This is a genomic window from Pseudomonas synxantha (assembly GCF_900105675.1).
GTDB lineage: Bacteria > Pseudomonadota > Gammaproteobacteria > Pseudomonadales > Pseudomonadaceae > Aquipseudomonas > Aquipseudomonas synxantha.
Genome location: NZ_LT629786.1, coordinates 1,636,199 through 1,661,987, shown reverse-complemented (window position 1 = coordinate 1,661,987; position 25,789 = coordinate 1,636,199). Strand labels below are relative to the sequence as shown.

The window sequence follows — 25,789 nt, the reverse complement described above, 5'->3', positions numbered from 1 at the left end:
AGGAATGTTCATGTTTGTATCGGCTATCGCCTTTGTGGATGGCACCCCCAAGGTGCAACAGATCGTCGAGGCGTTCAGCCAGGCCATCGAAAACGGCGAATGGGCACCGGGTAGCAAGTTGCCGTCGGTGCGTGAACTGACCCAGGTCCTGGGCGTCAGCAAGTTCACCCTCAACGAAGCGCTGGACCGCCTGCGCGGGCGCCACCTGCTCACCTCCAGCCAGGGTCGTGGGTATTTCGTGGCCATGGACAACGCCCGCCCGGCGTCGGTGACCTGGGTCGACCTGTTGCCCCAGGACCTGCTCAGCGTATTGCGCCGCCCCTTGGTCACCGCCAGTGGCGAGCTGCGTCCCGGTGGCGGGCACCTGCCAGAGGAATGGCTCAATGGCGAGGCAATTCGCCAGGCCATGCGCAGCGTGGTGCGCGCGCCGTCGTTGCGCATCGCCGGGCTGGGCACGCCGGCCGGGTTGCTGCCGTTGCGCCAGGCGTTGCAACAGAAGCTGCATGGCGAGGGCTTATCGGTACCGGTGGAGCAAATCATCACGACGCCCAACACCGTGCAGGGCCTGGACATGCTCATGCGCCTGCTCGCCCGCCCTGGCGATACCGTGCTGCTCGACGCACCGTGTTATTTCAACTTCCACGCCAACCTGGCGCTGCATGGCGTCAAGGTCATCACCATCGAGCGCCGCCCCGACGGCTTCGACTTCACCGCTCTCGAACACTTGCTTGCCGAACACCGTCCCAGCCTGTACCTGACCACCAGCGTCCTGCATAACCCCACCGGCCACTCCTTCAGCCCAAGCCAGGCGTTTCGCCTGCTGCAACTGACCCAGCAGTACCACTGCCATATCGTCGAGGATGACCTCTACGGCGACCTGCACCCCAACCCGCCACCGCGCCTGGCCGCTGTCGCCGGGCTGGATCAGGTCACCTACCTGTCGGGGTTCTCGAAGATCCTCAGCGCCAACACCCGAGTCAGCTACGTGGTGGCCGCGCCGCAACTGGCCGCCAATCTCACCAACATGAAATTGATGAGCGGCGGCGTGACCTCGGAATTGTTTGAGCAGATCGTCTACCGCATGCTCAGCGAAGGCAGCTACGCCAAGCATCGCAAGCGCATGGTGCAACGCCTGATGGAGGCCGGCGGACGCGTCGAGCAATGGCTCAAGCGTTGCGGCTGCGAACTGCCGATGGCCTATGAAGGCGGGATGTTCATCTGGGCGCGCCTGCCGCCGGGGGTCAACGGTGAACTGCTGGCCCAGGAGGCATTGAAACGCAGCATGGTGCTCGCGCCCGGCGCGCTGTTTGGCTACGACCCGGCCCATCGTGACTCGATGCGCTTCAATGTGGCCCATAGCGATGAGCCACGGGTGCAGCGGGTGTTTGAGGCGCTGTTGTTGCATGGAGTTGCCCAGCGCAATTGCCGCACGTAAGCGTCGCCCAATGAACCTTTCACCCCGGCAGCGGAATCACCCGCAACGGCCGCACCGACTTATAGGAAAAGCTCGAGTAGATCTCCTTGACGCAGGGCAAGGTCTGCAAGACCTCGCGGGCGAACTCGCCAAACGACTCCAGGTCCTTGGCCACCACTTCCAGCAAAAAGTCATAGCGCCCCGACACGTTATGGCAGGCCACGATTTCCGGAATTTCCAACAGCCGCTGCTCGAACGCCCGGGCGATGTCCTGGGTGTGGCTGTCCATCATGATGCTGACAAAGGCCGTCACGCCGTAGCCCAGCGCCTTGGGTGAGAGGATCGCCTGGTAGCCACTGATCACCCCGCTGTCTTCCAGGGCGCGCACCCTCCGCCAGCACGGTGAAGTGGTCAAGGCTACCCGCTCGGCCAGTTCGGCCACGGTCAGACGGGCGTTGCCTTGCAAGGCGTTTAACAGCGCTTTATCAGTACGGTCCAGCTTGATGGGCATGACGTGCCTCTAATCCTTGTTTTTATCGGTGTTTGATCCACAAACGCGGCTTTTCCCTGCATTTTTTGCAAGGTTCATCTGCGGTTATGAGCATAGCATTGTAGGAAATAAGGAGCGCCCGACATGAACAATAAACACCCCGCATCCGGCTTTTCTACCCGTGCAATTCATCACGGCTATGACCCCAAGGACCACCACGGCGCCCTGGTGCCGCCGATCTACCTGTCGGCCACCTTCGCCTTTCCTACCGCCGAGTATGGCGCCGCCTGCTTTGCCGGTGAAGCCAGCGGCCACTTCTACACGCGCATTTCCAACCCGACCCTGGCCTTGCTGGAATCGCGCATGGCCAGCCTGGAAAACGGCGAGGCCGCGGTGGCGTTCAGCTCCGGCATGGGCGCGATTGCTGCGACGTTCTGGACCCTGCTGCGCCCGGGCGATGAGATCATCGTCAGCCAGACCCTCTACGGCTGTACGTTCGCGCTGTTGCACCACGGCATCGGCGAGTTCGGCGTCCAGGTGCGGCACGTCGACTTGACCGACCTGGCCGCCCTGCAAGCGGCGCTGTCCCCGGCGACCCGCATGATCTATTGCGAGACCCCGGCGAACCCCAACCTGCGCCTGATCGACATTGCTGCCGTGGCAGAGCTTGCCCACCGCCAGCCGAATATCACCCTGGTGGTGGATAACACCTACTGCACGCCGTATCTGCAACGTCCGCTGGAGTCGGGCGCGGATGTGGTGGTGCACTCAGCCACCAAATACCTCAGCGGCCATGGCGACATCACCGCAGGCATTGCCGTGAGCAGTCATGCCCTGGCGCAGCGCATTCGTCTGCAAGGGCTCAAGGACCTGACCGGTGCCGTGATGTCGCCCCAGGACGCGTCGTTGCTGATGCGCGGCCTCAAGACCCTGGCCCTGCGCATGGACCGCCATTGCAGCAGCGCCCAGGCAGTGGCCGAAGCCTTGCAGGCGCACCCGGCCGTGCAATGGGTAACCTACCCCGGGCTGCGGTCTTTCCCGCAGTACGCGCTGGCGAAACGACAGATGAAGCTGCCCGGCGGCATGATTGCCTTTGAACTCAAGGGCGGCATCGAGACGGGCCGGCGCTTCATGAACGCATTGCGCCTGTTCACCCGCGCGGTGAGCCTGGGGGACGCCGAGTCACTGGCCCAACATCCGGCGAGCATGACCCATTCCACCTACACCCCCGAGGAACGGGCGCAGCACGGTATCAGCGAAGGCTTGGTGCGTTTGTCAGTGGGGCTTGAGGATGTCGTGGACCTGCTGGCGGACGTGCACCAGGCCCTGGCCAAGTGCAGCCGCCCCAGCGTGCGCCCTGCCGCAACAGCAGCCCACGTCCTGAGATAACGTCATCAGGCGTTGTTCTTTCCTACAAGCGATGGTCGAACTTATCGCTCGTCGCTATAGGATTTGATCTGTTTTTTCGGTTGGAATCCCCTTCCCTTCGCCAGCCTGTACTAGCATGGGTCTCGGCGGGAAGTATTATCACTGCGGGTTATTCATATTGTTCACCTTGTTAAACCCCGTCGCTATATGGCTGGATGCCCGCGCTCGATACTCATGGACGAATTGATGAACTCACACCTGTTCCCCCATATAGGCAAGGTCATCGCCAGCACCGGCAGCCGCCACTTTCCACGCATGCTGCATGATCTTATCCTCACCCAATTGGCAGTGGATGCCACCCATATCACCCAGCTGCGGGTCAGCAGCAAAGGCCACAGCCGCCGCAAGATCAGCCCGGTGTACACCGACTCGGTGGCGGCCCTGGGGCCTGAGCAACCTGCGGCACAACTGCACCTCTCACGGCGCAAGGACGATGTGCGCTACGTACTATCGGTGTACCGCTCACACCCATCCGAGAGTTTTTCCGCGCAAGAGCGCAGCATGCTGCAGGACTTCTCCACGCTGTTGCTGCCCATGGTGGAAAAGCACATCACCGCGATCCAGCCGTGCCGCCAGGACAATGGGCCGCCAGTGCCGCACAACCAGGGCATCGACACCCTGCGCCGACGCATCCAGGAGCGCCTGGTGCAGGCGGGGCTGAGCCTGTCCAAGCGTGAGCTGGAAGTATGCGTGGGCCTGCTGGCCGGCCGCACCGCGCCGGAACTGGCCGAGCAAATGGCGTTGAAGGTCAACACCATCGAAAGCTACCTCAAGCGCGCAGCGATCAAGCTGGGCATCAGCGGACGGCATTCGTTGTTGCGGTGGATGTATGCCACAGACGACAGCACAAGCTTTTAATCCCACATTTGGCCTGTGTCGCCTGCTCGACATGCATTGTTAAAGGCCAGCAATCCATATCCCTTTAATTTGCAGGACGTTTCCTAGACAATCCTTCGGCCTTGCGCCTGCTCAATGCACTGGCTAGCCTTCGCTTCGTCGCTGCATATCAGCGATCGGGTGTGGAAACCTGGGAATGAGTAGGCGTCATGATCGTATGCAAACGCTCAATGGCGGCTGTGCGCGGGCAGACTTCGGTCTGACTGGGTCCTACTCCCCGGTTTCCACCCCGCGTATGGCTGCCACCCAATCTGCCGTGTGGAAACGGCACCGGATGGCGCCCCAACTGAGTAGGAGCTATATCCATGAGCAAAGTCGTCCCCGATCCACCCTATGCCGTTTTTGTTGCCCACGAAGACCTGAGCTTCGAAGATGCCATCGCCAGCATTTCCTCGCTGCTACGTTGCGCCGCAACCACAGCAACCGAAACCGCCGAGGGCCTCAAAGGCACCCAACGCGACCTGGCTTGCTCCACCGCTCACTTGATCGAAATGGCCCGCACCCTCGCCGACCGCGCACTCGATTGCCTGCAACCCAAACCTACCAACACCCCATAACCCCTGTGGGAGGGGGCTTGCTCCCTCCCGCATTTTGTGTCCAGGGCTGACCGGCTACCAATCGCCCCCCAACCCCAACAACCCCAAAATGCTGCGCCGCAAATCCACCAGATAAGGATCATCCCGATGCCTGGGATACGGCCGCTCAATCGTCAACTGCGCCTGAACCTTGGCTGGCCGATCGCTGAACACAACCACCCGGTTGGCCAACAGCAGCGCCTCTTCCACATCATGGGTCACCAGCAACGCCGTATACCCCTGGCGCTGCCACAGCCCAATCAACTCCTTTTGCATGGTGATTCGCGTCAGGGAGTCCAGCTTGCCCAGTGGCTCATCAAGAATCAGCAGCCGCGGCTCATTGACCAGTGCGCGGGCCAGGGCCACCCGTTGCGCCATGCCGCCGGAGAGTTGTCGCGGGTAAGCCCGGGCAAACTGGCTGAGGCCGACTTTCTCCAGGGCCTGGTCGACCTTCGCCGCATGGCTCTTGAGCAAGCCCTGGGCCTCCAGGCCCACCGCGACGTTGTCCCACACCCGTCGCCACGGGTAGAGCGTGGGGTCCTGGAACACCACCACGCGGCTGGGGTCGGGGCCGGTGATGGGCTGCCCGTCGGCCAGCAACCTGCCGCTGTCCGCCGGCTCAAGCCCGGCCACCAGGCGCAGCAAGGTGGATTTTCCACACCCGGACGGGCCCAGCAACGCGACGAACTCTCCCGCTGCCACGTCCAACGAGACCCGTTCCAGCACCGGCAAGTGCTGGCCGTCCAAGGCAAAGCCGTGGCTGAGGTTTTCAATGCTCAGCGCCAACCCTGTCGATGCCGCTGCTGTTGGTGCGAGGGCTACCATTTCATCGTTCCTTTCTGCCAGGCAAGCAACCGGTCACGCACCAGGAACAGCCCGGTGATCAACCCCGAACAGGCCAGGGCCATGATCAACAATGCCGCGTACATATTCGCGTAGGCCGCCCAGCCCTGGGCCCATTGCAGGTAAAAGCCGATGCCGGACTTGACCCCCATCATTTCCGCCACCACCAAGGTTGAGAATGAGGCGCCCAAGCCCATGAACAGGCCGACAAACACATGGGGCATCGCCGCCGGAATCGCCACTTTGAAGATCAGGAAACCGGGCTTGGCGCCGAGGGTGCGGGCCACGTCGTAATAAGCTTTATCGACACTTGCCACCCCCGACCAGGTCAGCACCGTGACCGGAAACCAGGTAGCCAAGGCGATTAGAAACACGCTGGCGCTCCAACTGCTGGGAAACAGGAAAAAACACAGTGGCAACAGCGCCGTGGAAGGCACCGGGCCGAGGATGCGCAGCACCGGGTGCAGCCAATAGCCGATGCGCGTGGACCAACCGATGGCCACGCCGGCGATAAACCCCGTCGCCGCGCCAAGGGCCACGCCCGAGCCCAGCAGCAATGCCGAGTGCAGCAGGCTGTCGGCCAAGCGCGGGTAGTCTTCGATATACACCGCCAGCAGGGCCTGGGGCGGTGCGAAGAACGGCACCGGTAACAGCGCAAGCTTGGCCGTGAGCAGTTCCCAAAGACCCAGCAGCAGCGGCAACGCAATCAGCCAGGGCGTGGCATTGCGCAGGCGCAGCGCCAATGTCGACAGCCTGCGCCCCAACAGGCTCAACGTACTGAACACCACGGCCACGCCCACGCAGAAATTGGCCAAGCCTTGGGTCATCGGCCAGTGGCGTGTCGCGTTGGGCCAATAGCTGATCAGCAGCGCGACGGCCAGCCAGGCTGCTACTACGGCTGCGCCCTGCCAGCCGAGCTTGAAGGCCAGGGTTGGGTTGAGGGTGCTGGCGTCAACTGAAGACATCGGCGGTGATCTCCTTGGCGAATTCTACCGGGTCGGTGCCTTTGCTGATCACCTCCACGGTTTTCAGGTCGGTCACATAGGTGGTGATTTCCTCAGTCAGCGCTGCGCCCACCGCGTGGTGGCCGTGGGTGTGATCGTGGAGAATCGCCTGCACTTCTTCGGTAGAGGTGTTCAGTGCAAAAGCCTGGAAGCCTTTGGCCACGGCTTCTGGGTGTTGCACGGAATAATCATGGGCTTCGAGGATCGCCTGGGTCAGGGCCGCGACCACGCGCTTGTCCTCGCGCACCAACTTGCCGGTGACGCCGACCACGCAGCAACTGAGGTTGGCGTATTCCTCCACCAGGTTGGTGGACAGCTCGCGTGCCACGCCGGACTTGATCAGGCGGTACATGAACGGATCACTGCCGCTGACCGCCTGCACTTCGCCACGCTCCAAAGCGGTGCCCAACAAATCGGCCGGGTACAGGCGCCATTCCACATCGCGCACCGGATCGACCCCATGCTTTTTCAGTAGGATCGAAAAGAAATTGCGATCCGGGCTGGCCATGTCGGTGACGCCAATGGCCTTGCCCTTGAGATCTTCCAGCTTGCTCACGCTGCCGCTTGCCGCACTGAGCAAGCGCAGGCAACCACCGTGGGTGCCGGCGGTGAGCTTCACGTCGAAGCCCTGTTCCAGAGCCTTGAGCCAACGCAGCGCCATGCCCACCCCAGCGTCGGCCTTGCCGGTGGCGATGGCTTCGAGCAATACCTCGGTGGAGTTACCGAAGTTGACCAGTTCCACGTCCAGGTTGTGCTGAGTGAAGAAGCCCTGGCCGTGGGCGATCACCACCGGCGCCAGGCACACCGCGTTGAGATTGACTGCCAATTTCAACTTGCGCGGTGCATTGAGGCGGATGAACTCACCGGTGCCGGCAGGTTCCTGGGGGATGTTGTGGCCGGCGTGTGCGTCGCCAGCAAAGACCAGGCGCGGCAGCGTCAGGCTGGCCAGGGTCAGGCCGGCCATGCCGAGCAGACGGCGACGGGTTAAAGGGTCGAAGGCAGCCATGCACGGTATCCTTGTTTATACGCAGATTGATTGTGCTTTTATTATATTAATGACTGGTTATTATGATAGAAACATATAACTCTATGGATATGCCAGATTCAGCAAAAGCCGAAAAAAGCGCCTTAAGCTCAGATCGAAAGAGTATTTATCGAATGGTTTTCAGAACCTTATGCTTCGGTTCATTTTGTTGAAAAATCGAGCGCCTCATGACCCTTCGCCGCCCTCTCGCCGCTGTATTAGGATTGCTGGCTTTTGCTGTCGCTGTAAGTGCCCAGGCTCAGGAAACCCTGCGCATCGGCTACCAGAAATCCTCGACCCTGATCACCTTGCTGAAAACCCAGGGCACCCTGGAAAAAGCCCTCAAGGCCGACCACATCGACGTCAGTTGGCATGAGTTCCCCAGCGGCCTGCCCTTGCTCGAAGCGCTGAACGTCGGCAACGTGGATATCAGCGCCGATGTGGCCGATACCGTGCCGATCTTCGCCCAGGCTGCCCAGGCTCAGCTCACCTACTTCGCCCAGGAAGCGCCCTCGCCCGCGGCCCAGGCCATCGTTGTACGCAAGGACTCGTCGATCCAGCAGTTGGCGGACCTCAAAGGCAAGAAAATCGCCGTGACCAAAGCCGCCGGCACTCACTATTTATTGATCGCCGCGTTGAACAAAGCCGGCCTGGCGTTTGCCGATATCCAGCCAGCCTATCTGTCCCCCGCTGACGGCCGCGCCGCCTTTGAAAACAACAAGGTGGATGCATGGGTCACCTGGGAGCCTTTCCTCACCAGCGTGCAGCGGCAACTGCCCACACGCACCCTGGCGGACGGCGCCGGGTTGGCGAGCTACAAGCGTTATTACCTGACCGGCACGCCTTACGCCCGGGCTCATCCCGAGGTGTTGAAGGTGGTATACGCGCAGTTGGAACAAGCCGGTCAATGGGTGAAGGCCCATCCGCAGGACGCGGCAAAAGTGCTCGGGCCGTTATGGGGCAACCTGGATGCAGCGACGGTGGAAGCTGCCAATGCGCACCGCAGCTACCAGGTGCAGCCGGTGACACTCGAGCAACTGGGGGAGCAGCAGAAGATTGCCGATGCGTTCTTCAAGGCGGGGCTGTTACCCAAAGCGGTGGATGCCAAGGCAGTACAGACCTGGCAACCCTAAGGTAAACAAGGCCGACGGGAAGTGGTACAAAAGGAGCCCTGCCCCTTTTCCTGGAGAGCACCGCCATAATCTCCATCACATCCCTGCGTTGTTGTTCACGGGTCAGGTCCGACAGGCTGCTGGACAAACATGACCGCAACGATGTGCACATCAGCCTGCTCGCCCCGCAAGCGGAACTGCGGGTCCGCCCGCGGTTCTACGAGCCCGAGATGCACACCATGCTGGCTCCCTTGGGCCCGCTGTTCGATGCCGTGGGCGTGGCCTTTGTGCAAGGGGCCGCCGGTGACGTGGCCTATGCCGCCACCGACGAGATGGGTAACTTCGCCGCCATGTCCCGCCAATACACCATCGCCCTGGGCCGCTACGCCGGCAACAACGTCTCCGCAGGCCTGATCGGCGTTGCGCTGAGGGCCTACAGCCAACCCAAATACGTGACCTGCCTCGACCTCGGCGCCTGGGGCGCGGTGTACACCGAAGGCTGGGACCGCCAGCTGAAACTGGTGGGCCAGGAGGCCAAGGCACTCAAGCAGCAGATCAACAGTGTGTGGATCTACCCACCGGCGGCGGATCGGGCAGTGGCGCTGGCGGCGGCGGATCCGTTGATTGCGGTGGCATGAGGCAATTTGTCCGCTAAGAGATGGCTCCAGATCGTCAACCTTGCTTGATCACTCACCCCTGCATAACGCTAAATCAATATGCCTATATAATTAAAAGATCTAAATAACTGTCAATTTTGACAGTGCAAACCCACGCTGCCCTTATCTATCTTTAAGTTGCCTCAATACTTAAACACGTGTTGATGACTCAGATTGAATGCGTTTTTCTTCAACCAAGTTTTATATAAGGAAGACTGATATGGCACTGGTAGAAAATTACAACGGCTATGAGATACATGAAGGCCTGACAGGAGGGCATTGGGAAGGTGATAACCTGGTTGGTCAAGTCAAGGCTTACACTTACCAAAAAAATGGCAAAACCAGTACACTGACTTACTATAGTGTAGATAGAGTCAAGGAGATAATTAAGAGCGGCCAAGCTCAATTTTGATGCACCGAGCGAAATGAGTTGATATTCCAAATCCGTCGCAGGGGATTTGATCTAATGATAAATCTCCTGCGACTATTAGATAGGCACCGTCCTTACTTCTCTACACCCTGCCCAAAGCGCCGAATCGCCAGGCAATACCCCACCAGCGCCAGCGCCGCCAGCAACCCGCCCGCCGCGCCGATCCAAGCGAATCCGAAGTGGCTGCCGACCCAGCTGCCCATCAGCGCGCCACCGCCGATGCCGATGTTGTAGATACCGGAGAACATCGCCATGGCCACGTCGGTGGCGTCCGGTGCCAGTACCAGCACCTTGGATTGCATGGCCAGGCCAAAGCCCATGATCGCCATGCCCCAGAAAATGCTCAACACCACCAGGTAAGACTCGGCGCCGCTCAACGGCAGCATCAAGGCCAGGCACGCGGCAAGCAGGAACACCGTGCTGATCACGAAGACATGGGGGTTGAAGCGATGCACCAGGCTGAACAACAACGAACCGATAATGCCGGCCCCGCCGAACACCAACAGGATCAATGTCACCGCACTGCCGCCCAGCCCGGCGACGCCTTCGACGAAGGGTTCGATATAGCTGTAGGCGGTGAATTGGGCGGTGATCGTCATCGCGGTCAGCACGTAGAGGGCCACCAGCGCCGGGCGCTTGAACAGCAGTGGCAGGCTGCGCAGGGAACCGGAGTTCTGGCTGGGCAGCGGCGGCAAGGTGCGCGCCAGCCAGAACACCAAGGCGGCTGCGAACGCTGCGATCACCAGGAAGGTGGTGCGCCACCCCATGGCCTCGCCGAGCAGGCGGCCCAGGGGAATGCCGAGCACCATCGCCAGGGACGTGCCGGTGGCCAGCAAGCCAAGGGCCTGCACCTGCTTGCCTTCCGGCGCCAGGCGTACGGCCAAAGAAGCCGTGATCGACCAGAACAACGCATGGGCCAGGGCGATGCCGACCCGACTGACCATCAGCAAGCCAAAACTGGTAGCCACGCTGGAAAGGATATGGCTGGCGATAAACAGGCCGAACAGCACGATCAGCAATTTGCGCCGTTCGACGTTGCGGGTCAGCAGCATCACCGGCAGCGAGGTCAGCGACACGATCCACGCGTAGATGGTGAGCATCAGGCCGACGCTGGCCACGGGCATGTCAAAGCTGGCGCCGATGGCGCTGAGCAACCCGACAGGTACGAATTCGGTGGTATTGAACACAAACGCGGCCAGCGCCAGGGCGATGACCGGTTGCCAATTGGCTTGGGGGGTTGCGGCTGAAAGGCTCATTGACGGGCGCGGTACTCTGGCGATGGTCAGGCGCCGCCCAGGACAAGCGCCGCCGCCGAGCATTCTATAGGTTTCTCGGGCGGCTGTTGAGGCGGATCGTCGCCCCGGGAGCTATGGCGAGGTCATGGTAATCACGTAGTTGCCCGACTCGATGGGCTTACCGGCGTTGTCCACCAGCAGATAGCGCTGGTCGTAATAGCGCCCCTCGCCACTGTCCGCCACCAGCCGCACATGGGCCGCGTTGACGCTGGCAACCGGCGCTACATTGCGCACCTCGAAGCGGCTGCCGCGACTCACTCTGGCACAGCCGCGCAGCTCCATCACGGCACCGCTGCGCGCATTTGTCGCACACCCCGACTCGACGATGGCGCCGGTGAACCTGAGAGTGCCCTGCCCCACTATCTGCGCCGCGCCGCAGGTGCTTGCCCATAGGCAAAGGAAGCCTGTCATTACCGAAAAACGACCAACGTTCATGCCGACACTCCTTCTTGGGCTAGTAAGAAGTTAGTCGTCGGCGCGGCGGTTAACTTGAGCTTATTTACCCGAGAATGAGAGGTGAATCAGGGATCCACCTGGCCCATCAACTCAGGAATGCTCTCCGGGCGCTGGGCATAACGTTGGGCCAGCGCCGCGCACACCATCAGCTGGATCTGGTGGAACAGCATCAACGGCAAAATCAACACGCCCATGCTAGCCCCGGCGAACAGCACCTGGGCCATGGGCACACCGGTGGCCAGGCTTTTCTTCGAGCCGCAGAACAGGATGGTGATGCGGTCTTCCTGGTTAAAGCCAAACGCCTTGCTCAGCAACGTGGATGCCACCAGCACCAGCGCGAGCAATACGCAGCAGGCCACCACCAGACCGCCCAGTTGCCACAATGGGATCTGGTGCCAGATACCTTCGGTGACCGCTTCGCTGAACGCGCCGTATACCACCAACAGGATCGAGCCCTGGTCGACGAATTTCAGCCAGGCTTTATTGCGACCGACCCAGTCGCCGATCCAGCGGCGGGCGATTTGCCCGGCGATGAATGGCAGCAGCAACTGCACGCTGATCTTCAAGATCGCGTCGACCGTGGAGCCGCCGTCCCCCTGCACATTGAGCAGCAGCGCCACCAACAACGGCGTCAGGAAAATTCCGAACAGGCTCGAAGCCGCCGCGCTGCAAATCGCCGCCGGGATATTGCCGCGAGCCAGTGACGTAAAGGCAATCGCCGACTGCACAGTAGCCGGCAACGCGCAGAGGTAGAGCATGCCCATGTACAAATCTTTGCCAACCAGCGGCGATAACACCGGCTTGAGCGCCAGGCCCAGCAACGGGAACAGCACGAAGGTCAGGCTGAACACCAGCAGGTGCAAGCGCCAGTGACCGGCACCGGCAACGATGGCCTGGCGTGACAGCTTGGCGCCGTGCAGGAAAAACAGCAGCGCGATGGCCAGGTTGGTGACCCAGCCGAAGGCCACGGCGGTCTGGCCGCTGGCCGGTAGCAAGGAAGCAAGGATCACCGTGGCAATCAGGGTCAGGGTGAAGTTATCGGGTAGAAAGCGCGGGCGGGTCATAAGCAAGTCTTCCAGGGGTTGCCAAGAGCGTCGTGGCGACTCTAACGTAACCGCCTGTTACCGACTAACGCCAATGAGCCAGTAAATGCCGCCTAAAGGACATGAAAAAGCCATTCGACGCAGTGTGCCCGGGCTTTCCAGCCTGCCCCGGCCGGTGTATGGGCGTACTGAATCCTTGCCCAATCGGGCGCTGACACGACGGCACAGTCACCCGTGGGTGCAGTTGTCCTATGCGATTTCCGGGGTGCTGGAGATCCAGACCAGCGTTGGCCGCTTCGTCGCGCCGCCGCAACGTGCAGTGTGGATCCCGGCGGGCATGCCCCATCGGGTGTTCAGTTCGCCCCATACGGAAATGCGCAGTTTGTACCTCGATTGCAGCGTCATGGCCTGGGCGGCCGAGCGTTGCCAGGTGCTGGAGGTGAGCAGCCTGCTACGCGAGTTGATCCGCAGTTTCAGCGAAGTGCCGGTGGAATATGCCCAGGACGGGCCCGATGGACGCCTGGCCCAGGTGCTGCTCGACCAACTCGCCGCCGCGCCCCAGGTGGACCTGATGTTGCCGTTGCCCCATGACCCGCGGTTGCGGCAGATCTATCGCAGCCTGAGCCAGCGACCGGAGCAGCAGAGCACACTGGGGGATTGGAGCGCCAAGCTGGGGGTCAGCGAAAAGACCCTCAGCCGCGTGTTCTTGAGTGACACCGGGCTGACGTTCCGCGCCTGGCGCCAGCGCCTGCGACTGCTGAGCGCCCTGCCCGCCCTGGAACGAGGTGAGCGGGTCACGGATGTGGCGTTGGGATGTGGGTATGAATCGACGTCGGCATTTATCAATGCATTTCGTCAGCAGTTTGAGACGACACCTGGTGAGTTTTTCCGCTGATCCTTTGGTGCTGTGAAGATCAAAATGTGGGAGGGGGCTTGCCCCCGATGAGGGAGTATCAGCACACACAACTGTGGCTGACACACCGCCATCGGGGGCAAGCCCCCTCCCACATTTTTGACGGCATTTCATGTCTAGAATGGGGGTTGGCCGCCTGCGCGCCATAGGGCCCGAACAGAATATCGGGATCTATTGTCATGCAAATAACCCACAAACCCGCGCTCGGCTGGTATTGTGCCGCGCTTGAAATACCGCTACTGACCTGCGAGGAAATGGACGTTGAACACTGACGAAAAAATGACCGGGGACCTGTTTGAGGTCGATAAGCGCCTGTCACTCAAGCCCGTGGTGGACTTCAACGCTTACCTGCGCAGCGCCTTTGGTGATGGCCCGTGCACCTGCGTACGTTGCGCTGCCAGCGGTGGTGATGAAAGCGGCTATGAGTTCCAGCACACGTTCACCTTCGACGGCAAACCTATGCACCGTCGCTTTGCTTCGACAGCGGGCAGTGATGTGTTGATGGCATTGAAAAAGGCGTGGTTGTCGTACACCAAGGTCGAGCTGCCGCTTAGTGGCGTGCTGGTGCTGGAGATGGTGAAGGAGTTTGTCGAGCCGCAGTTGCACAAGCGCCTGGCGCCGTTATTCGTGGCCAGCGGGCTGGTCAAGGATGTGGACGGCGAGTTGCGCATTCAGCCCCAAGCCATGGCCTGACACTGTAAATGTGGGAGGGGGCTTGCTCCCGATGGCGGCGTGTCAGTCAACCGATGTATGGGCTGACACACTGCTATCGGGAGCAAGCCCCCTCCCACATTTTTTAGTAGCCAGGCACGCCCTGCACGCGCAACTCAGGGGTCAGTTCCTCTTCCAGCGGCTCGGTCAGCGGCCGATCACTGATCCCCGGCAGCAGGATCACCTTGCGGCACTCTTCCTCGGCTTTATCAAACAGTTCATAGCCCCGCGCGGCCTGTTCCAGGGACAGCCGATGGGTGACGATCGCCTCGGGGTTCAGGTGCCCCAGTTCGATATGCTCCAGCAGCTCGGGTAAAAAGCGCTGCACATGGGTCTGGCCCATCTTGAAGGTCAGGCCCTTGTCGAAGGCATCGCCGAACATGAAGCCATGGATAAATCCGGCATACACCCCGGCTACGCTGACCACGCCACCGCGGCGCACGGCAGCGATGCACTGGCGCAGGGCCTTGCCGCTGCTGCCTTCGATCTTGAGGGTGGTGAGGATGGTTTCCGTGGTGCTGCCCTTGGCTTCGAAACCTACCGCGTCCACCACGCCATCGACGCCACGCATGCCGGCGGTCTGGCGGATGATCGTATCGGCCGGGTCATCGTCTTCTTCGAAGTTGATCGGGATCACACCGTACATCTTCTGCGCATAGGCCAGCCGGTACGGATGGTCGTCGACCATGAAGATTTGCCCGGCCCCCAGCATCTGCGCACACGCCGCACTGAGCAGGCCCACGGGCCCGGCGCCATAGATCGCCACGCTTGAGCCCTTGCCGATACCGGCATTGGTCACCGCCTGCCAGGCGGTGGGCAGGATATCGGAGAGGAACAGCACCTTTTCATCGGCCAGGGTGCCCGGCACCTTGAATGGCCCGGCGTTGGCTTTGGGCACTCGCACCAACTCTGCCTGGCCGCCGGGAATGCCGCCGTACAGGCGGCTATAGCCGAACAGCGCGGCGCCCGGTGGAATGGCTTTTTTATTCAGGATCGCTCCGCGCCCGTCGTTGGTGGTTTCGCAGGCGGCGTATTGCTGGAGCTGGCAGAAAAAGCAATCGCCACAGGCAATCACGAATGGAATCACCACGCGGTCGCCGCGCTGTACGGCCGTGACCGCCGGGCCGGTTTCTTCGACGATGCCCATGAACTCATGGCCGAAGATGTCGCCGTGTTCCACGGTGGGGATCTTGCCGCGGTACAGGTGCAGGTCCGAGCCGCAGATGGCCGTGGCGGTTACACGCAGAATGATATCGTCGGGTTGTTCAATGGTCGGATCGGGCACCGTGTCGACCTGCACCTTGTGTGCGCCCTGGTAAGTCATCGCTCGCATGCTCTGCGCTCCTGCCGTTGAGGGGTTACTAGTTAAGGGCGGCGCAAGTGCGTCAGTGTTCCTTCAACCTGGTGCAGCACCCGATCAGTGGTCGCCCCTGCCCTGGGCCAGCAGCTGGTCGACCACATAGCGCAGGCACTCCAGGTCATCGGCACCATCGGCCCGCGCCTGGGCGTACCAGCGCAATTGTTCGGTCGCGCTGTTGCCGCGCCGCAGCAGTGCTTGCAGGGAATCGAACAGCTGCGCCTCGCCCATGGCTTCGGCGGTGGCGGCAAAGGTCTGTCGGGCGCATTGCAGCCATTGCTCAGCGCTGCCCATGGCACCCTTGTCGTCCAACGCAAACCGGCCCGCTGCGCCGTAGCGTTTAGCCTGCCAGCGGTTTTCCTTGAGCAGCCAACGCGCCTGGGCGCTGAATTCGGCGCCGGGGCGCTCCAGGGTGCACGCGTGGGTGACCATCACCCGAAACAGCGTGGCAAGGGCCAAGGCATCCGCCAGCCGTGGGCAGGCGTCAGTCATGCGCAGCTCAAGGGTCGGGTAACGCGCTGCCGGGCGAATGCCCCACCAGCCGTTGCCGTCGGCCTTGATCGCGCCCATGCGCTGCAGCAAGGCAAGGTAGTGCAGGTACTCGTCCCAATCGGCAAAATGTTCGGGCACGCCCATGCGCGGCCACTCATCACAAGCCGCCTGGCGATAACTCATGAAGCCGCTGGGCATGCCGTCCCAAAACGGCGACGAGCAACTGAGCAGCAACAACAACGGCAGCCACGGCGACACCTGGTTCATCACGGCGATGCGGTCCAGTGTTTGCGGGACCTGCACATGCACGTGCAGCCCGCACAACACACTGCGCCGCGCCACATACTGGATATCATCGAACAGTTGCTGGAAATGCGCCTGTGGGGTTGGCCGCTGCATGCGCCAATCGGCCAAGGGATGGCTGCCGGCACACACGGCACCTAGGCCGAATTCGCCCAAGGCGTCGGCGAGGTTGCCGCGCACTGTCGCCAGGTAATCCGCCGCTTCGCCGCTGGTAGTGAAGACTGGTGAGGCGGCCTCGATCTGCCCTTGGAACATCTCATAGGCGAAGCCACCGCCAATCGCCTCACGGCAGGCCGCCAGCACCGCCGTCGAGGGTTCGGCGAGCATGCAGCGGGTGCGCAGATCGGTGAGCAGGTATTCCTCTTCGATACCAAAGGTGAGCATGGACGTCAGCGCAGCCGTGTGACGGTAAGCGCGACCACGGCGATGCGCTCCACACCTTCATACCCCGGTTTGTCGAGTTCTTCGCCAAAGACGTCGGGGTCCAATTCACGGTAGGTCCAGCCATAGGCATCGTTGGCCAACAGCGGCTTGACTGCTTCCAGGAACGGATCGCCACCTGCCACCATCGCCACGCCGGTGTAGAGCACCAGGCTGCCGCCAAGGGACAGGCGCCCGATGGACTCGCTGACGATGCGCACCGACAACTGCTCGCCCAATGCGCCGCCGCCATGGCGATAGGCGCGCTGGCAATCGTCATTCATGTACGGAGGGTTGGCGACGATCAAGTCGAATTCACCCTCGACGCTGGCCAGCACATCGCTGTGATAGACGCTGACGTTACTCAGCCCGGCCAGCTCGGCATTCACGGCGGTCATGCGCAGGGCGCGGGGGTTGATATCCACCGCCAGCACCTCGGCGTCATGCCGTGCGCGGGCAACCACCAGGGCGCCGACACCAGCACCACAGCCGATATCCACTGCGCGCTTGAGCGGTTCGAAACGCTGTTGCAGATGGGCTTCGATCACCTGGGCAAAACGGTAGCTGTCGGGGCCGAAAAATACCGCATCCGCTTGCACGGTGGGAAATGGTGAATGGGCAAACAGCAGCCCATCGAGGCTCGACCAACGCACCGTGCTGCGCCATAAGGAGTCGTGCTTTTCGATCACGTCGGCTTGCTGCAGTTCTTCGCGAAACGCCTCCGGCAACAGCTCATTGTCGAACGGCATCGACCAGCCGAATACGTCACGCATGTTCATCGCCAGCGGCGTCGCCAAACGCCGGTAGACACGCTCGTGGGTCAGGGGCGTTGGCGTGATAAAGCGATAGCCACTTTCCTTCAACCCTCGGCCCAGGTTCAGCAAGGCGCGATCAGCGAGTTGTTGTGCAGACATGGGCAGGTTCCTTAGCGCAAACGCGCACGCAATTGGATAAAGCGGCGGGTCGCATACAGCCCCGCGGGCGTACAGTGACGGCGCGCCGACATCCAGGGAATCAGCGCGTTGAGCTGTTGGTCATCGGGCAGTTTCCACAATGAATCCACCAGGGCCTGAGTGTCCGGATCCGCCGGGCGATGCTGCTCGCGGGAGAAACGGCTGCCACGTCCCGGACGAACCGGCGGCACGCGCTGGCTGCTGATCCAGTCCCCGGCGATCCAGTCATGCATCAGTTGTTTTTCATAGCCGCTGAACACACCAAACATCGCCGCGCCGGCGCCCTCGATCAGTTGCCAGAAGCGGCTCTCGGCGGGATCCTCATTGCGTTTGATCCAACCCTTGTCTTCCAGGGCCTTGAGGAAATCGCCGATCTGCCCCGGCTTGGCCAGCCACTGGTTAACGGTCTTGCCTTCGAAGCGGCAGTAGTCTGAATGCATGTGCTGGCCGAAGGCGCGCTTGCGTTCAAGCATCGCGACCACTTCGTCCTGCAAGTTAAATTGCTTGATCACCGCCGTGGTGCCCGGGCCAAGATCATTGAGGCGATACCCTTGCGCCACGCGCCGGTAGAAATCCGCCTTGCCCTCGCCCAGCGGCAACAGGCTCAGCACCGATTGCGCGGCCTTGCAGGCATGGCCGCTGCTGGCGTTGTCGATGGTGACGTGGAGGGTGAAGTAATAGGGGTCGATGCCCAGTTCGCTCAGCTCGTAGGAGGTTATCAGCAGGTGCAGGGGCAACTGTTCGTAGCCCAGGTTGAAGCCGATGATCTCCGGCAGGAACTCTTCGGCGCACAGGCCCAGGGCTAATTGCAGCGCACCTTGCAGGTAGTGGTCATCGTCCAGGCCGGCTTCGCTGTCGGCATCGTGGTCGCTGAGCAATTTGCGGTAGATCACCACATGGTTCTGCGCGGCCTCGCCATCGCCCAACTCTTCCAGGTAGGTGGTGAGCAGGCCATCGAAACGCGGGTCTTGCCAATAGCGCAGCAAGCCGTTGAGCCAGGCGCCATCCACCTGTTTGGTCGGGCCCACGCGCTGCAGGAAATACAACGCATGGGCCTTGTTCTGGAAATAGCGCCGAGGCCGGCCTTGCTGGCGTTGCTCAAGGTAGTCGGCGTAAGCCTGGGCCACGTCCGCGCAACGCTGTTCGATCCAGGCCGGCAACTGCTCGGGCATTTCGGGCAATTCACTGGGTGCCTCGCGTACCTGGGCCAATTGCGCTTGCAGGAGGTTACGCGCAGCTTCTTCACAGCCATGGGTTTCCCCATAAAGCTGCTGGTAAAGCTCCTGATAGGGGCCGTGAGCCGATGGGGTCATGGAGGCCGGCTGGCCTGACAGCGCTGTAAGGAGTGTCATGATGGCAGTTTCCGCAAAGTCCGTTACAACAGGCCTCCCAACAAGGCGGCCCCGCAAGAGCGCTCGAACACGTGCGCTTCTAAAATGCAGAGCCTTGGGATATATGCAAAATTCCATTGGGATTGCGTGAGTGCGGATCAGCGGTCATTGAGGCAGCAATTGTTCTGTAAAAAATATCAACGCGCACGGTGGTCTCCAAGCGCCCGCGCCCTGTAACAGCAGATCCGTCCTCGCCCCCTGTCGACAATCAACATGCGTTCGAACACCTTTTCGCAGCCTTGCCAACGAGTGCGCGCTACAGCGCTCGCTATTGCCCGAGGGCACACGCACCTGATTAACACCCGCACACAGCAGCCTTTACGCTCTTCATGCATTGTCGAGCGATAAAGCGTGTGGATTGTTTTCCGAGCAGCCGCCAACACGTTTTCGTAACAAATGCGTGATATTTGCCCTATTTCGCGGTGTTTTGTAGGTTTCAAGGGTGCTCACCGAGTACTTAACAACAACCTTCAAATAACCGAGAGGCTTTCACCATGGGATATATGGCTAGCGCAAATGCAAATAAAATCGCTGAGATGGAGCAGTTGGAACAGAGCCAGGTCGATGACTTCATCGACAACCTGCAACTCACCGAAACGGAAAAAGCCGAACTGGAAGCCGAGTAAGTGAGTCGAGGAGAGGCAATGCCTCTCCTCTTTTCAGGAGTCAGCATCATGAACACGCACTCAGCCAATGCTCCCGAACGCAGCCTGCCACTGGAGCAGGCTCGTCGACTGATTCTCAAACAACTGGATGAGCTTGGGCTACGCGCCAACCTGCGCACCCTGGGTGCCGATATCCTGTGCGTGCAAGCCAGCTTGCTGACGGCAGATTCGAAAGAAGCTGCCCGTGGCGCAGGCAAGGGTCTCCTGGCAGCAGCTGAGGTAGGCGCGCTATACGAAGCGCTTGAGCATTACTTGAGCGACAACCTACCTCCCGCCTCGTTTCACCGCCAACCGTTCAGCTACTTCGCCAGCCACCCGCACTTTGCGTCGGATGATGCAGTAAACCTGCTGGTCCAGAAACAGCAAGGCAGTATCGTCTGTCGTACCTATCGCAGCCTGGTTGACGATCAGCCATTCTCCTATCCGCTTGCGCTGACATGCCCCCGGTACAATGAGTTTCCACTGCAAGACGACCCTACGGATCTGCGCGCCTTGCGGCGTTACTCAAGCAACAATGGAACAGCCATCGGCGCCAGCTACGACGAGGCGCTGCTGCATGCATTGAACGAGAGTATTGAACGTGATGCCTTGTCAGTGTTTCTGCTGAACCATTTCTACTACCAGCGTCCGCACAGCTTGCGCCGGATCGATCCCAGCCAATTGAGCCCGGATGCGAGAGCCTACTGGCGCGAGCTCAGCCTGCAATTGAAGGGCGAAGTGATTTTGCTGGATATCAGCAGCGAATTTTGCGCGACCACCTGCCTGGCTTTCATCAATAGCCCCTGCGCGATGCCCACGGTATACGGCACGGGCACCTCGCTGACGCCCAATCATGCAGCCTGGCGCGCGCTGACAGAGCTGGCTCAATTGAAACGACTGGAGGCCGAACCTCCTTTGCACGCTTACCTGCTCAATGCCCAACGGCACCTCGCCCAGTTCCCCCGCCTGCTACGGTGCCTGCAATTCAACACCGACCATTTGCTGGGGCAACCCGTGGAATGGGTGAACTTGCAAGGGAGCCCGCAGCCAATGCCTTTGAGTGAGCAAATCGCGCATCTGGTAAAGGACCTGGCCAAGCACGGCCTGGTATCCGGTGTATGCACGCTGTTCAAAAGCCATCTTGGAACTGCGCTGGTCAATGTGGTGGTACCCGGGCTTGAGCGATTTTTCCTGGTATCCACCGGCAATATCGTCGTTCCCCATCGACGAGGCCGTGACTTGTGCGGGTCGCCCGAGGCGGTGGCAGTGTGAGCCCTGCCAACCATTCGCCCTGCACATGGCAGCGTCATGTGGAGCCGCAGGGCTTCGGACTCGCCCATTTGTTCATACTCAATACCGGTAGCCTGCGCTGGGTGGGCCGAAACCGGCGTACAACCTCAGGGCAGGGACAACATCGGTTAACCAGTATCCTGCAACCTTGGATGTTACTGGGCCCACTTGAATACCTGCATTGGAGTCATGAAGGCCTTTGCGTTTTTTTTCAAGCCGCCACCCTGAAGGAAAAACAACAGGCATTCATCCAGGCCAAGCAATACGCCCACAGTGAAGTCTGCTTTCCCTACCCGCCCTTGGGCCCGGACGGTAAAGAGTTTATCTGCCCGCCGAGCTTCTGGGAGTGCGACGATGAACGCGCCGCGCAGTTAGATATAGACGAAGGGCACTTTCGAGAACACTGCGTCCGCCTATTGCGTGACCGTCTCAAACCTGGGGCCTTGATACACGACCCCGCCTGCTCCACGGGTGCACTGATCGCCCATCTGGCACGTGCGTTACCTCACTGCCGGCACATGGGTTCTGACCGTTGCGGCTCGATGATCGACCATGCCCGCGCCCAGTACGCCAGCTCACCCGTGCACTTGCGGCAAGCCGATGCAACCGTAGAGTCAATAAACTGCGACGCATTGATCCTGCGGTTTCTCAATGCAGAAGTTATGTCCCGTCTTGATGCCGAAGCCTTGCTGGGTACCCTGCTCACTTCCCTCAACCCGGGGGGCGTGGCCCTGGTGTTTGGTCATACTCCGGTGCTGCCAGCAGTCCCCTGGATTGCGCAACAATCGGGGTTGATTCTGGAATCGTGTATAGCCTCACGACCGAATCGGCTTGAGCTGTTCCAATGCTATGTGCTCACACGGCCCTCGCCATGAGGCCAATACCCCGACAGGGCTACTTGCCAAGGGCGGATGGTCACTCCCTGTACTGGGAACGCCACGGCTGTGACGGCGCCGAACCCGTATTCTTTTTACACGGAGGCCCGGGCGGCTGTTCCAGCGGTCATCATCTGGATTTTTTTGACTCGGCGCGTTTTGACATCATTTTGTTCGACCAGCGCGGTGGCGGACGCTCTACACCCCATGGCGAATGCCGGGACAACAACACAGCTCTGGTCATTGAAGATATTGAAGCCTTGCGGCAGTACTTCGGTTTTACCCAAATCGCGTTGCTGGGTATTTCCTGGGGGAGTTGGCTGGCGCTGCAATATGCCTGGCATCACCCTTCCAGAGTAAGTCGGCTGGTATTGGCGTCCCTGTTCGTGCCCTCTCCCGAAAACAGGGCAGCCTACCATCGAGCGTTGACGCGACACCTGAAAACCTTGGGTTTCACCTCGTTCAGACACCTGTGCAGTGACATCGAGCATCCCAACCTGCACCACCAACGGCTCGCCGCCATGGCTTGGGTAAAAGCGGGTCTGCGGGCTAACCGCCAATACTTCGACGCACAAGCGTTGGAAGCGTTTATCGATGATGTCGCGCTGCGGGCGATTCGCCTGGAACTGCACTACCACCGAGCCGGGTATTTTTTTACCGAACAGGATAAGGCACTGTCATTGACCCACGTGTGCCAGGTCATACAAGGTGTCAACGATGCCATTGGCCTGGCAAGCCTGCGTTGGTTGCGTCGGCGTGTGCCCTTGCAGTGCCGATTGTTCAAGGCCGGACACGACGCGTTCAACCCCACGCTGTTGAATGCGGTTCGCCAAAGCCTGGCCTGCACGACTGACGCGCAAAGGTAAAACGGCACGCAAGCATGCCGTTTTATCCTTCAATCCCCACCGCGATTATTTACGCGCCGCTTCCCACTGCTTTAGCAGGTCGTTGTAGTTCACGGTTTCGCCTTTCGGCTTCTCATTGGCCAGTTTCGGCTTCGGTGCACCCGGCTGGTCAAACCAGTATTGCGCGTCACGCTCGGGGTTCATTTTCGGGCCGCATACCGGTTGCACCTTGGAGCGTTCCAGGCGCGTCATGATCGCGTCCTGTTCCTTGGCCAGGTTGTCCAACGCCTGTTGCGGGGTTTTCTCGCCGCTGGCGGCGGCGGCGATGTTGCTCCACCACAGTTGCGCCAGGCGGGGGTAGTCCGGCACGTTGGTGCCGGTCGGCGACCACTCGGTGCGAGCCGGGCTGCGGTAGAACTCCACCAGGCCGCCGAGTTTGGGGGCCATGTCAGTCATGGCCTGGGAGTTGATATCCGACTCACGAATCGGCGTCAGGCCCACGATGGTTTTCTTCAGCGACACAGTTTTGGAGGTGACGAACTGCGCGTAGAGCCAGGCCGCAAGTTTCTGCTTCTCGGGGGTGGACTTGAGGAAGGTCCAGGAACCTACGTCCTGATAGCCCTTCTTCATGCCCTTCTCCCAATAAGGCCCGACCGGCGACGGCGCCATGCGCCATTTCGGCGTGCCGTCGGCGTTCACCACCGGCAGGCCCGGCTTGACCATGTCGGCAGTAAACGCGGTGTACCAGAAGATCTGCTGGGCGATGTTGCCCTGGGACGGCACCGGGCCGGATTCGGAGAAGGTCATGCCGGCTGCTTCCGGTGGCGCGTAGGCCTTCATCCAGTCCACGTATTTCTGCGTGGCGAACACTGCCGCCGGGCCGTTGGTATCGCCGCCGCGGGTCACGCTGGAGCCCACCGGGTGGCAGTCCTCCACACGTATGCCCCATTCGTCTACCGGCAGGCCGTTGGGCAAGCCTTTATCGCCGCCGCCGGCCATGGAGAACCAGGCGTCGGTGAAGCGCCAGCCCAGGGACGGGTCTTTCTTGCCGTAGTCCATGTGCCCATAGATGCGCTTGCCGTCGATTTCCTTGACGTCTTCGCTGAAGAACTTGGCGATGTCTTCATAGGCCGACCAGTTCACTGGTACGCCGAGGTCGTAGCCGTATTTTTCCTTGAACTTGGCTTTCAGCTCCGGGCGTTCGAACCAGTCGGCGCGAAACCAGTAGAGGTTGGCGAACTGCTGGTCGGGCAGCTGGTAGATCTTGCCGTCCGGCGCGGTGGTGAAGGACAGGCCGATAAAGTCCTTGAGGTCCAGGGTCGGCGAGGTGAAGTCCTTGCCTTCATTGGCCATCAGGTCGGTGATGGATTCGGTCTTGCCGTAGCGAAAGTGCGTACCGATCAAGTCGGAATCGTTAACCCAGCCGTCGTAGATGTTCTTGTCGGACTGCATCTGGGTTTGCAGCTTCTCCACCACGTCGCCTTCCTGGAGCAGGTCGTGGGTCAGCTTGATCCCGGTGATTTCACTGAAAGCCTTGGCCAGCACCTTGGACTCGTACTCGTGTGTGGTAAGGGTTTCCGACACCACGTTGATTTTCATCCCACGGAAGGGTTCCGACGCCTTGATAAACCACTTCAACTCCTCGAGCTGTTGGGCTTCGGTGAGGGTGGAGGGCTTGAACTCGCTGACGATCCATTTTTTCGCGGCATCTTCATAGGCATCGGCCCAGGCCGAGGCGCTCAACCCGCTGAGGGCCAGTACGGCGGCCAATGAAATGCTATGTCGCAGCTTATTGTTTTTATTCAACATAGAGACCTCCTGGTTGTTTATTCATAAGGGCACTAGCCCCAACGCATCACACTCAACAGCCATACCAGGGAGAGCGCGGACGCCACCCAGATGCTCCAGTCGGTAACGCCGATCACCAGCAAATGCAGGTAGGCGCTGCCGAGAAGTCCGATAAACAAGCGATCACCACGAGTGGTACTGATCGGCAGAAAACCGCGCCGGGGGATGCTCGGCGAGCGCAGTTCCCAGGTGGTCATGCCCGCCAGGATCAGCGCGATGCCGCCAAAAAACAGCGCAGTAGGGGTGGTCCAGGCCATCCATTCCATCATCGATTCCTCTAGACCCGGCCCAGGGCGAAGCCCTTGGCCACGTGGTTGCGAACAAACCAGATCACCAGCATGCCCGGCAGGATGGTCAACACCCCCGCCGCTGCCAGCACGCCCCAGTCGATACCCGAGGCCGAAACCGTGCGAGTCATCACCGCTGCGATGGGCTTGGCGTTGACCGAAGTCAGGGTGCGCGCCAGCAGCAACTCGACCCAGGAAAACATAAAGCAGAAAAACGCCGTGACGCCGATGCCGGAGCCGATCAGCGGGATAAAAATTTTCACGAAGAACTTGGGAAAACTATAGCCATCGATGTAGGCGGTTTCGTCGATTTCCTTGGGTACACCGGACATGAAGCCTTCAAGGATCCACACCGCCAACGGCACGTTGAACAGGCAGTGAGCCAGGGCCACGGCGATGTGGGTATCGAACAGGCCGATGGAGGAATACAGCTGGAAAAACGGCAGCAGAAACACTGCCGGCGGCGCCATGCGGTTGGTCAGCAGCCAGAAGAACAGGTGCTTGTCACCCAGGAAGCGGTAGCGCGAGAACGCATAGGCTGCCGGCAACGCCACGCTGAGGGAGATCACCGTGTTCAGACTCACGTAGTACAACGAGTTGAGGTAACCGGTGTACCAGCTCGGGTCGGTAAAGATCACCTTGTAGTTGGCCAGGGTGAAATCCTGCGGAAACAGCGTGAGGCCGCCGAGGATTTCGGTGTTGCTCTTGAAGGACATGTTCAACAGCCAGTAGATCGGCACCAGCAGGAACAGGATGTAGATCAGTAATGGGATAACCTTGCGCTTGCTCATGT

The 25,789-nt window shown here is 60.7% G+C and carries 27 protein-coding genes; 13 read left to right on the top strand and 14 right to left on the bottom strand.

Annotated elements, in window-relative coordinates:
* Positions 1-10: 10 nt before the first annotated feature.
* Positions 11-1,435, top strand: a complete 1,425-nt coding sequence (locus BLU48_RS08055) for an aminotransferase-like domain-containing protein (RefSeq protein WP_057025600.1) — start codon at positions 11-13, stop codon at positions 1,433-1,435.
* 19 nt (positions 1,436-1,454) lie between these two features.
* On the opposite strand, the gene BLU48_RS08050 is transcribed toward BLU48_RS08055, so the two are convergent.
* Positions 1,455-1,925 (bottom strand): Lrp/AsnC family transcriptional regulator, encoded by a 471-nt coding sequence (locus tag BLU48_RS08050; RefSeq protein WP_056846504.1) that lies wholly within the window; start codon positions 1,923-1,925, stop codon positions 1,455-1,457.
* Positions 1,926-2,048: 123 nt separating this feature from the next.
* On the opposite strand from BLU48_RS08050, the gene BLU48_RS08045 reads away from it, so the two are divergent.
* From BLU48_RS08045 to BLU48_RS08035, 3 genes are all read left to right on the top strand, one after another.
* Positions 2,049-3,293 (top strand): methionine gamma-lyase, encoded by a 1,245-nt coding sequence (locus BLU48_RS08045; RefSeq protein ID WP_057025599.1) that lies wholly within the window; start codon positions 2,049-2,051, stop codon positions 3,291-3,293.
* Between the two features lie 225 nt (positions 3,294-3,518).
* The gene (locus BLU48_RS08040) at positions 3,519-4,190 is read left to right on the top strand and encodes a helix-turn-helix transcriptional regulator (RefSeq protein WP_172833415.1); all 672 of its coding nucleotides are present in this window, start codon (positions 3,519-3,521) and stop codon (positions 4,188-4,190) included.
* Positions 4,191-4,534: 344 nt separating this feature from the next.
* Positions 4,535-4,786: a DUF6124 family protein gene (locus BLU48_RS08035; protein WP_057025597.1), complete on the top strand. Its 252-nt coding sequence runs from the start codon at positions 4,535-4,537 to the stop codon at positions 4,784-4,786.
* A 54-nt stretch (positions 4,787-4,840) separates the two neighbouring features.
* On the opposite strand, the gene BLU48_RS08030 is transcribed toward BLU48_RS08035, so the two are convergent.
* From BLU48_RS08030 to BLU48_RS08020, 3 genes are read right to left on the bottom strand one after another with little or no spacing between them, the layout of a single operon-like run.
* Positions 4,841-5,629, bottom strand: a complete 789-nt coding sequence (locus BLU48_RS08030) for an ABC transporter ATP-binding protein (RefSeq protein WP_057025596.1) — start codon at positions 5,627-5,629, stop codon at positions 4,841-4,843.
* Positions 5,623-6,612 (bottom strand): ABC transporter permease, encoded by a 990-nt coding sequence (locus tag BLU48_RS08025; protein ID WP_057025595.1) that lies wholly within the window; start codon positions 6,610-6,612, stop codon positions 5,623-5,625. Before BLU48_RS08025 ends, BLU48_RS08030 begins: the two co-directional genes overlap by 7 nt.
* Complete coding sequence (locus BLU48_RS08020) at positions 6,599-7,657, bottom strand: ABC transporter substrate-binding protein (RefSeq protein WP_057025594.1); 1,059 nt, start codon at positions 7,655-7,657, stop codon at positions 6,599-6,601. Before BLU48_RS08020 ends, BLU48_RS08025 begins: the two co-directional genes overlap by 14 nt.
* A 206-nt stretch (positions 7,658-7,863) precedes the next feature.
* Between BLU48_RS08020 and BLU48_RS08015 the strand changes: the two genes are divergently transcribed.
* From BLU48_RS08015 to BLU48_RS08005, 3 genes are all read left to right on the top strand, one after another.
* Entirely contained in the window at positions 7,864-8,808 is a 945-nt protein-coding gene (locus BLU48_RS08015) for an aliphatic sulfonate ABC transporter substrate-binding protein (protein WP_057025593.1), read from the top strand.
* Positions 8,809-8,858: 50 nt separating this feature from the next.
* On the top strand, positions 8,859-9,425 hold the full coding sequence (locus BLU48_RS08010; protein WP_082636740.1) for a hypothetical protein: 567 nt from the start codon (positions 8,859-8,861) through the stop codon (positions 9,423-9,425).
* Between the two features lie 238 nt (positions 9,426-9,663).
* A complete protein-coding gene (locus BLU48_RS08005; protein ID WP_057025591.1) occupies positions 9,664-9,855 on the top strand; it encodes a hypothetical protein in 192 nt (63 codons plus the stop codon).
* A 92-nt stretch (positions 9,856-9,947) separates the two neighbouring features.
* Here the strand turns inward: BLU48_RS08005 and BLU48_RS08000 are convergent, their stop codons facing one another.
* From BLU48_RS08000 to BLU48_RS07990, 3 genes are all read right to left on the bottom strand, one after another.
* A complete protein-coding gene (locus tag BLU48_RS08000) occupies positions 9,948-11,129 on the bottom strand; it encodes a sugar transporter (RefSeq protein ID WP_057025590.1) in 1,182 nt (393 codons plus the stop codon).
* A gap of 111 nt (positions 11,130-11,240) precedes the next feature.
* Entirely contained in the window at positions 11,241-11,603 is a 363-nt protein-coding gene (locus BLU48_RS07995) for a hypothetical protein (RefSeq protein ID WP_057025589.1), read from the bottom strand.
* A gap of 86 nt (positions 11,604-11,689) precedes the next feature.
* Positions 11,690-12,688, bottom strand: a complete 999-nt coding sequence (locus BLU48_RS07990) for a bile acid:sodium symporter family protein (protein WP_056846515.1) — start codon at positions 12,686-12,688, stop codon at positions 11,690-11,692.
* 85 nt (positions 12,689-12,773) lie between these two features.
* On the opposite strand from BLU48_RS07990, the gene BLU48_RS07985 reads away from it, so the two are divergent.
* Both BLU48_RS07985 and BLU48_RS07980 read left to right on the top strand, forming a co-directional pair.
* Complete coding sequence (locus BLU48_RS07985; RefSeq protein ID WP_057025588.1) at positions 12,774-13,562, top strand: AraC family transcriptional regulator; 789 nt, start codon at positions 12,774-12,776, stop codon at positions 13,560-13,562.
* 279 nt (positions 13,563-13,841) lie between these two features.
* Positions 13,842-14,273: a hypothetical protein gene (locus BLU48_RS07980; protein WP_056846517.1), complete on the top strand. Its 432-nt coding sequence runs from the start codon at positions 13,842-13,844 to the stop codon at positions 14,271-14,273.
* Between the two features lie 103 nt (positions 14,274-14,376).
* Here BLU48_RS07980 and BLU48_RS07975 read toward each other — a convergent pair whose 3' ends face one another.
* The 4 genes from BLU48_RS07975 to BLU48_RS07960 form a co-directional block, all read right to left on the bottom strand.
* On the bottom strand, positions 14,377-15,624 hold the full coding sequence (locus tag BLU48_RS07975; protein WP_043046718.1) for a zinc-dependent alcohol dehydrogenase: 1,248 nt from the start codon (positions 15,622-15,624) through the stop codon (positions 14,377-14,379).
* An 84-nt stretch (positions 15,625-15,708) separates the two neighbouring features.
* The gene (locus tag BLU48_RS07970) at positions 15,709-16,827 is read right to left on the bottom strand and encodes a carboxylate-amine ligase (protein ID WP_057025587.1); all 1,119 of its coding nucleotides are present in this window, start codon (positions 16,825-16,827) and stop codon (positions 15,709-15,711) included.
* Positions 16,828-16,832: 5 nt separating this feature from the next.
* Positions 16,833-17,777 (bottom strand): methyltransferase, encoded by a 945-nt coding sequence (locus BLU48_RS07965; RefSeq protein WP_057025586.1) that lies wholly within the window; start codon positions 17,775-17,777, stop codon positions 16,833-16,835.
* A gap of 11 nt (positions 17,778-17,788) precedes the next feature.
* Positions 17,789-19,168, bottom strand: coding sequence for an iron-containing redox enzyme family protein (locus tag BLU48_RS07960; protein ID WP_057025585.1), 1,380 nt, complete (start codon positions 19,166-19,168; stop codon positions 17,789-17,791).
* 542 nt (positions 19,169-19,710) lie between these two features.
* On the opposite strand from BLU48_RS07960, the gene BLU48_RS32495 reads away from it, so the two are divergent.
* The 4 genes from BLU48_RS32495 (at position 19,711) to BLU48_RS07945 (ending at position 22,882) form a co-directional block, all read left to right on the top strand.
* Positions 19,711-19,833 (top strand): hypothetical protein, encoded by a 123-nt coding sequence (locus BLU48_RS32495; protein WP_255320523.1) that lies wholly within the window; start codon positions 19,711-19,713, stop codon positions 19,831-19,833.
* A gap of 48 nt (positions 19,834-19,881) precedes the next feature.
* The gene (locus tag BLU48_RS07955; protein WP_057025584.1) at positions 19,882-21,123 is read left to right on the top strand and encodes a YcaO-like family protein; all 1,242 of its coding nucleotides are present in this window, start codon (positions 19,882-19,884) and stop codon (positions 21,121-21,123) included.
* Positions 21,124-21,293: 170 nt separating this feature from the next.
* A complete protein-coding gene (locus BLU48_RS07950) occupies positions 21,294-22,016 on the top strand; it encodes a class I SAM-dependent methyltransferase (RefSeq protein ID WP_057025583.1) in 723 nt (240 codons plus the stop codon).
* Positions 22,013-22,882: an alpha/beta fold hydrolase gene (locus tag BLU48_RS07945; RefSeq protein ID WP_057025582.1), complete on the top strand. Its 870-nt coding sequence runs from the start codon at positions 22,013-22,015 to the stop codon at positions 22,880-22,882. The genes BLU48_RS07950 and BLU48_RS07945 overlap by 4 nt, the downstream gene beginning before the upstream one ends.
* Before the next feature lie 45 nt (positions 22,883-22,927).
* Here the strand turns inward: BLU48_RS07945 and BLU48_RS07940 are convergent, their stop codons facing one another.
* From BLU48_RS07940 to BLU48_RS07930, 3 genes are read right to left on the bottom strand one after another with little or no spacing between them, the layout of a single operon-like run.
* Complete coding sequence (locus tag BLU48_RS07940) at positions 22,928-24,670, bottom strand: ABC transporter substrate-binding protein (RefSeq protein WP_057025581.1); 1,743 nt, start codon at positions 24,668-24,670, stop codon at positions 22,928-22,930.
* A gap of 32 nt (positions 24,671-24,702) precedes the next feature.
* Positions 24,703-24,975: a DUF2160 domain-containing protein gene (locus tag BLU48_RS07935; RefSeq protein ID WP_003232363.1), complete on the bottom strand. Its 273-nt coding sequence runs from the start codon at positions 24,973-24,975 to the stop codon at positions 24,703-24,705.
* Positions 24,976-24,986: 11 nt separating this feature from the next.
* Complete coding sequence (locus BLU48_RS07930) at positions 24,987-25,787, bottom strand: carbohydrate ABC transporter permease (RefSeq protein ID WP_003174634.1); 801 nt, start codon at positions 25,785-25,787, stop codon at positions 24,987-24,989.
* Between the last annotated feature and the right edge of the window lie 2 nt (positions 25,788-25,789).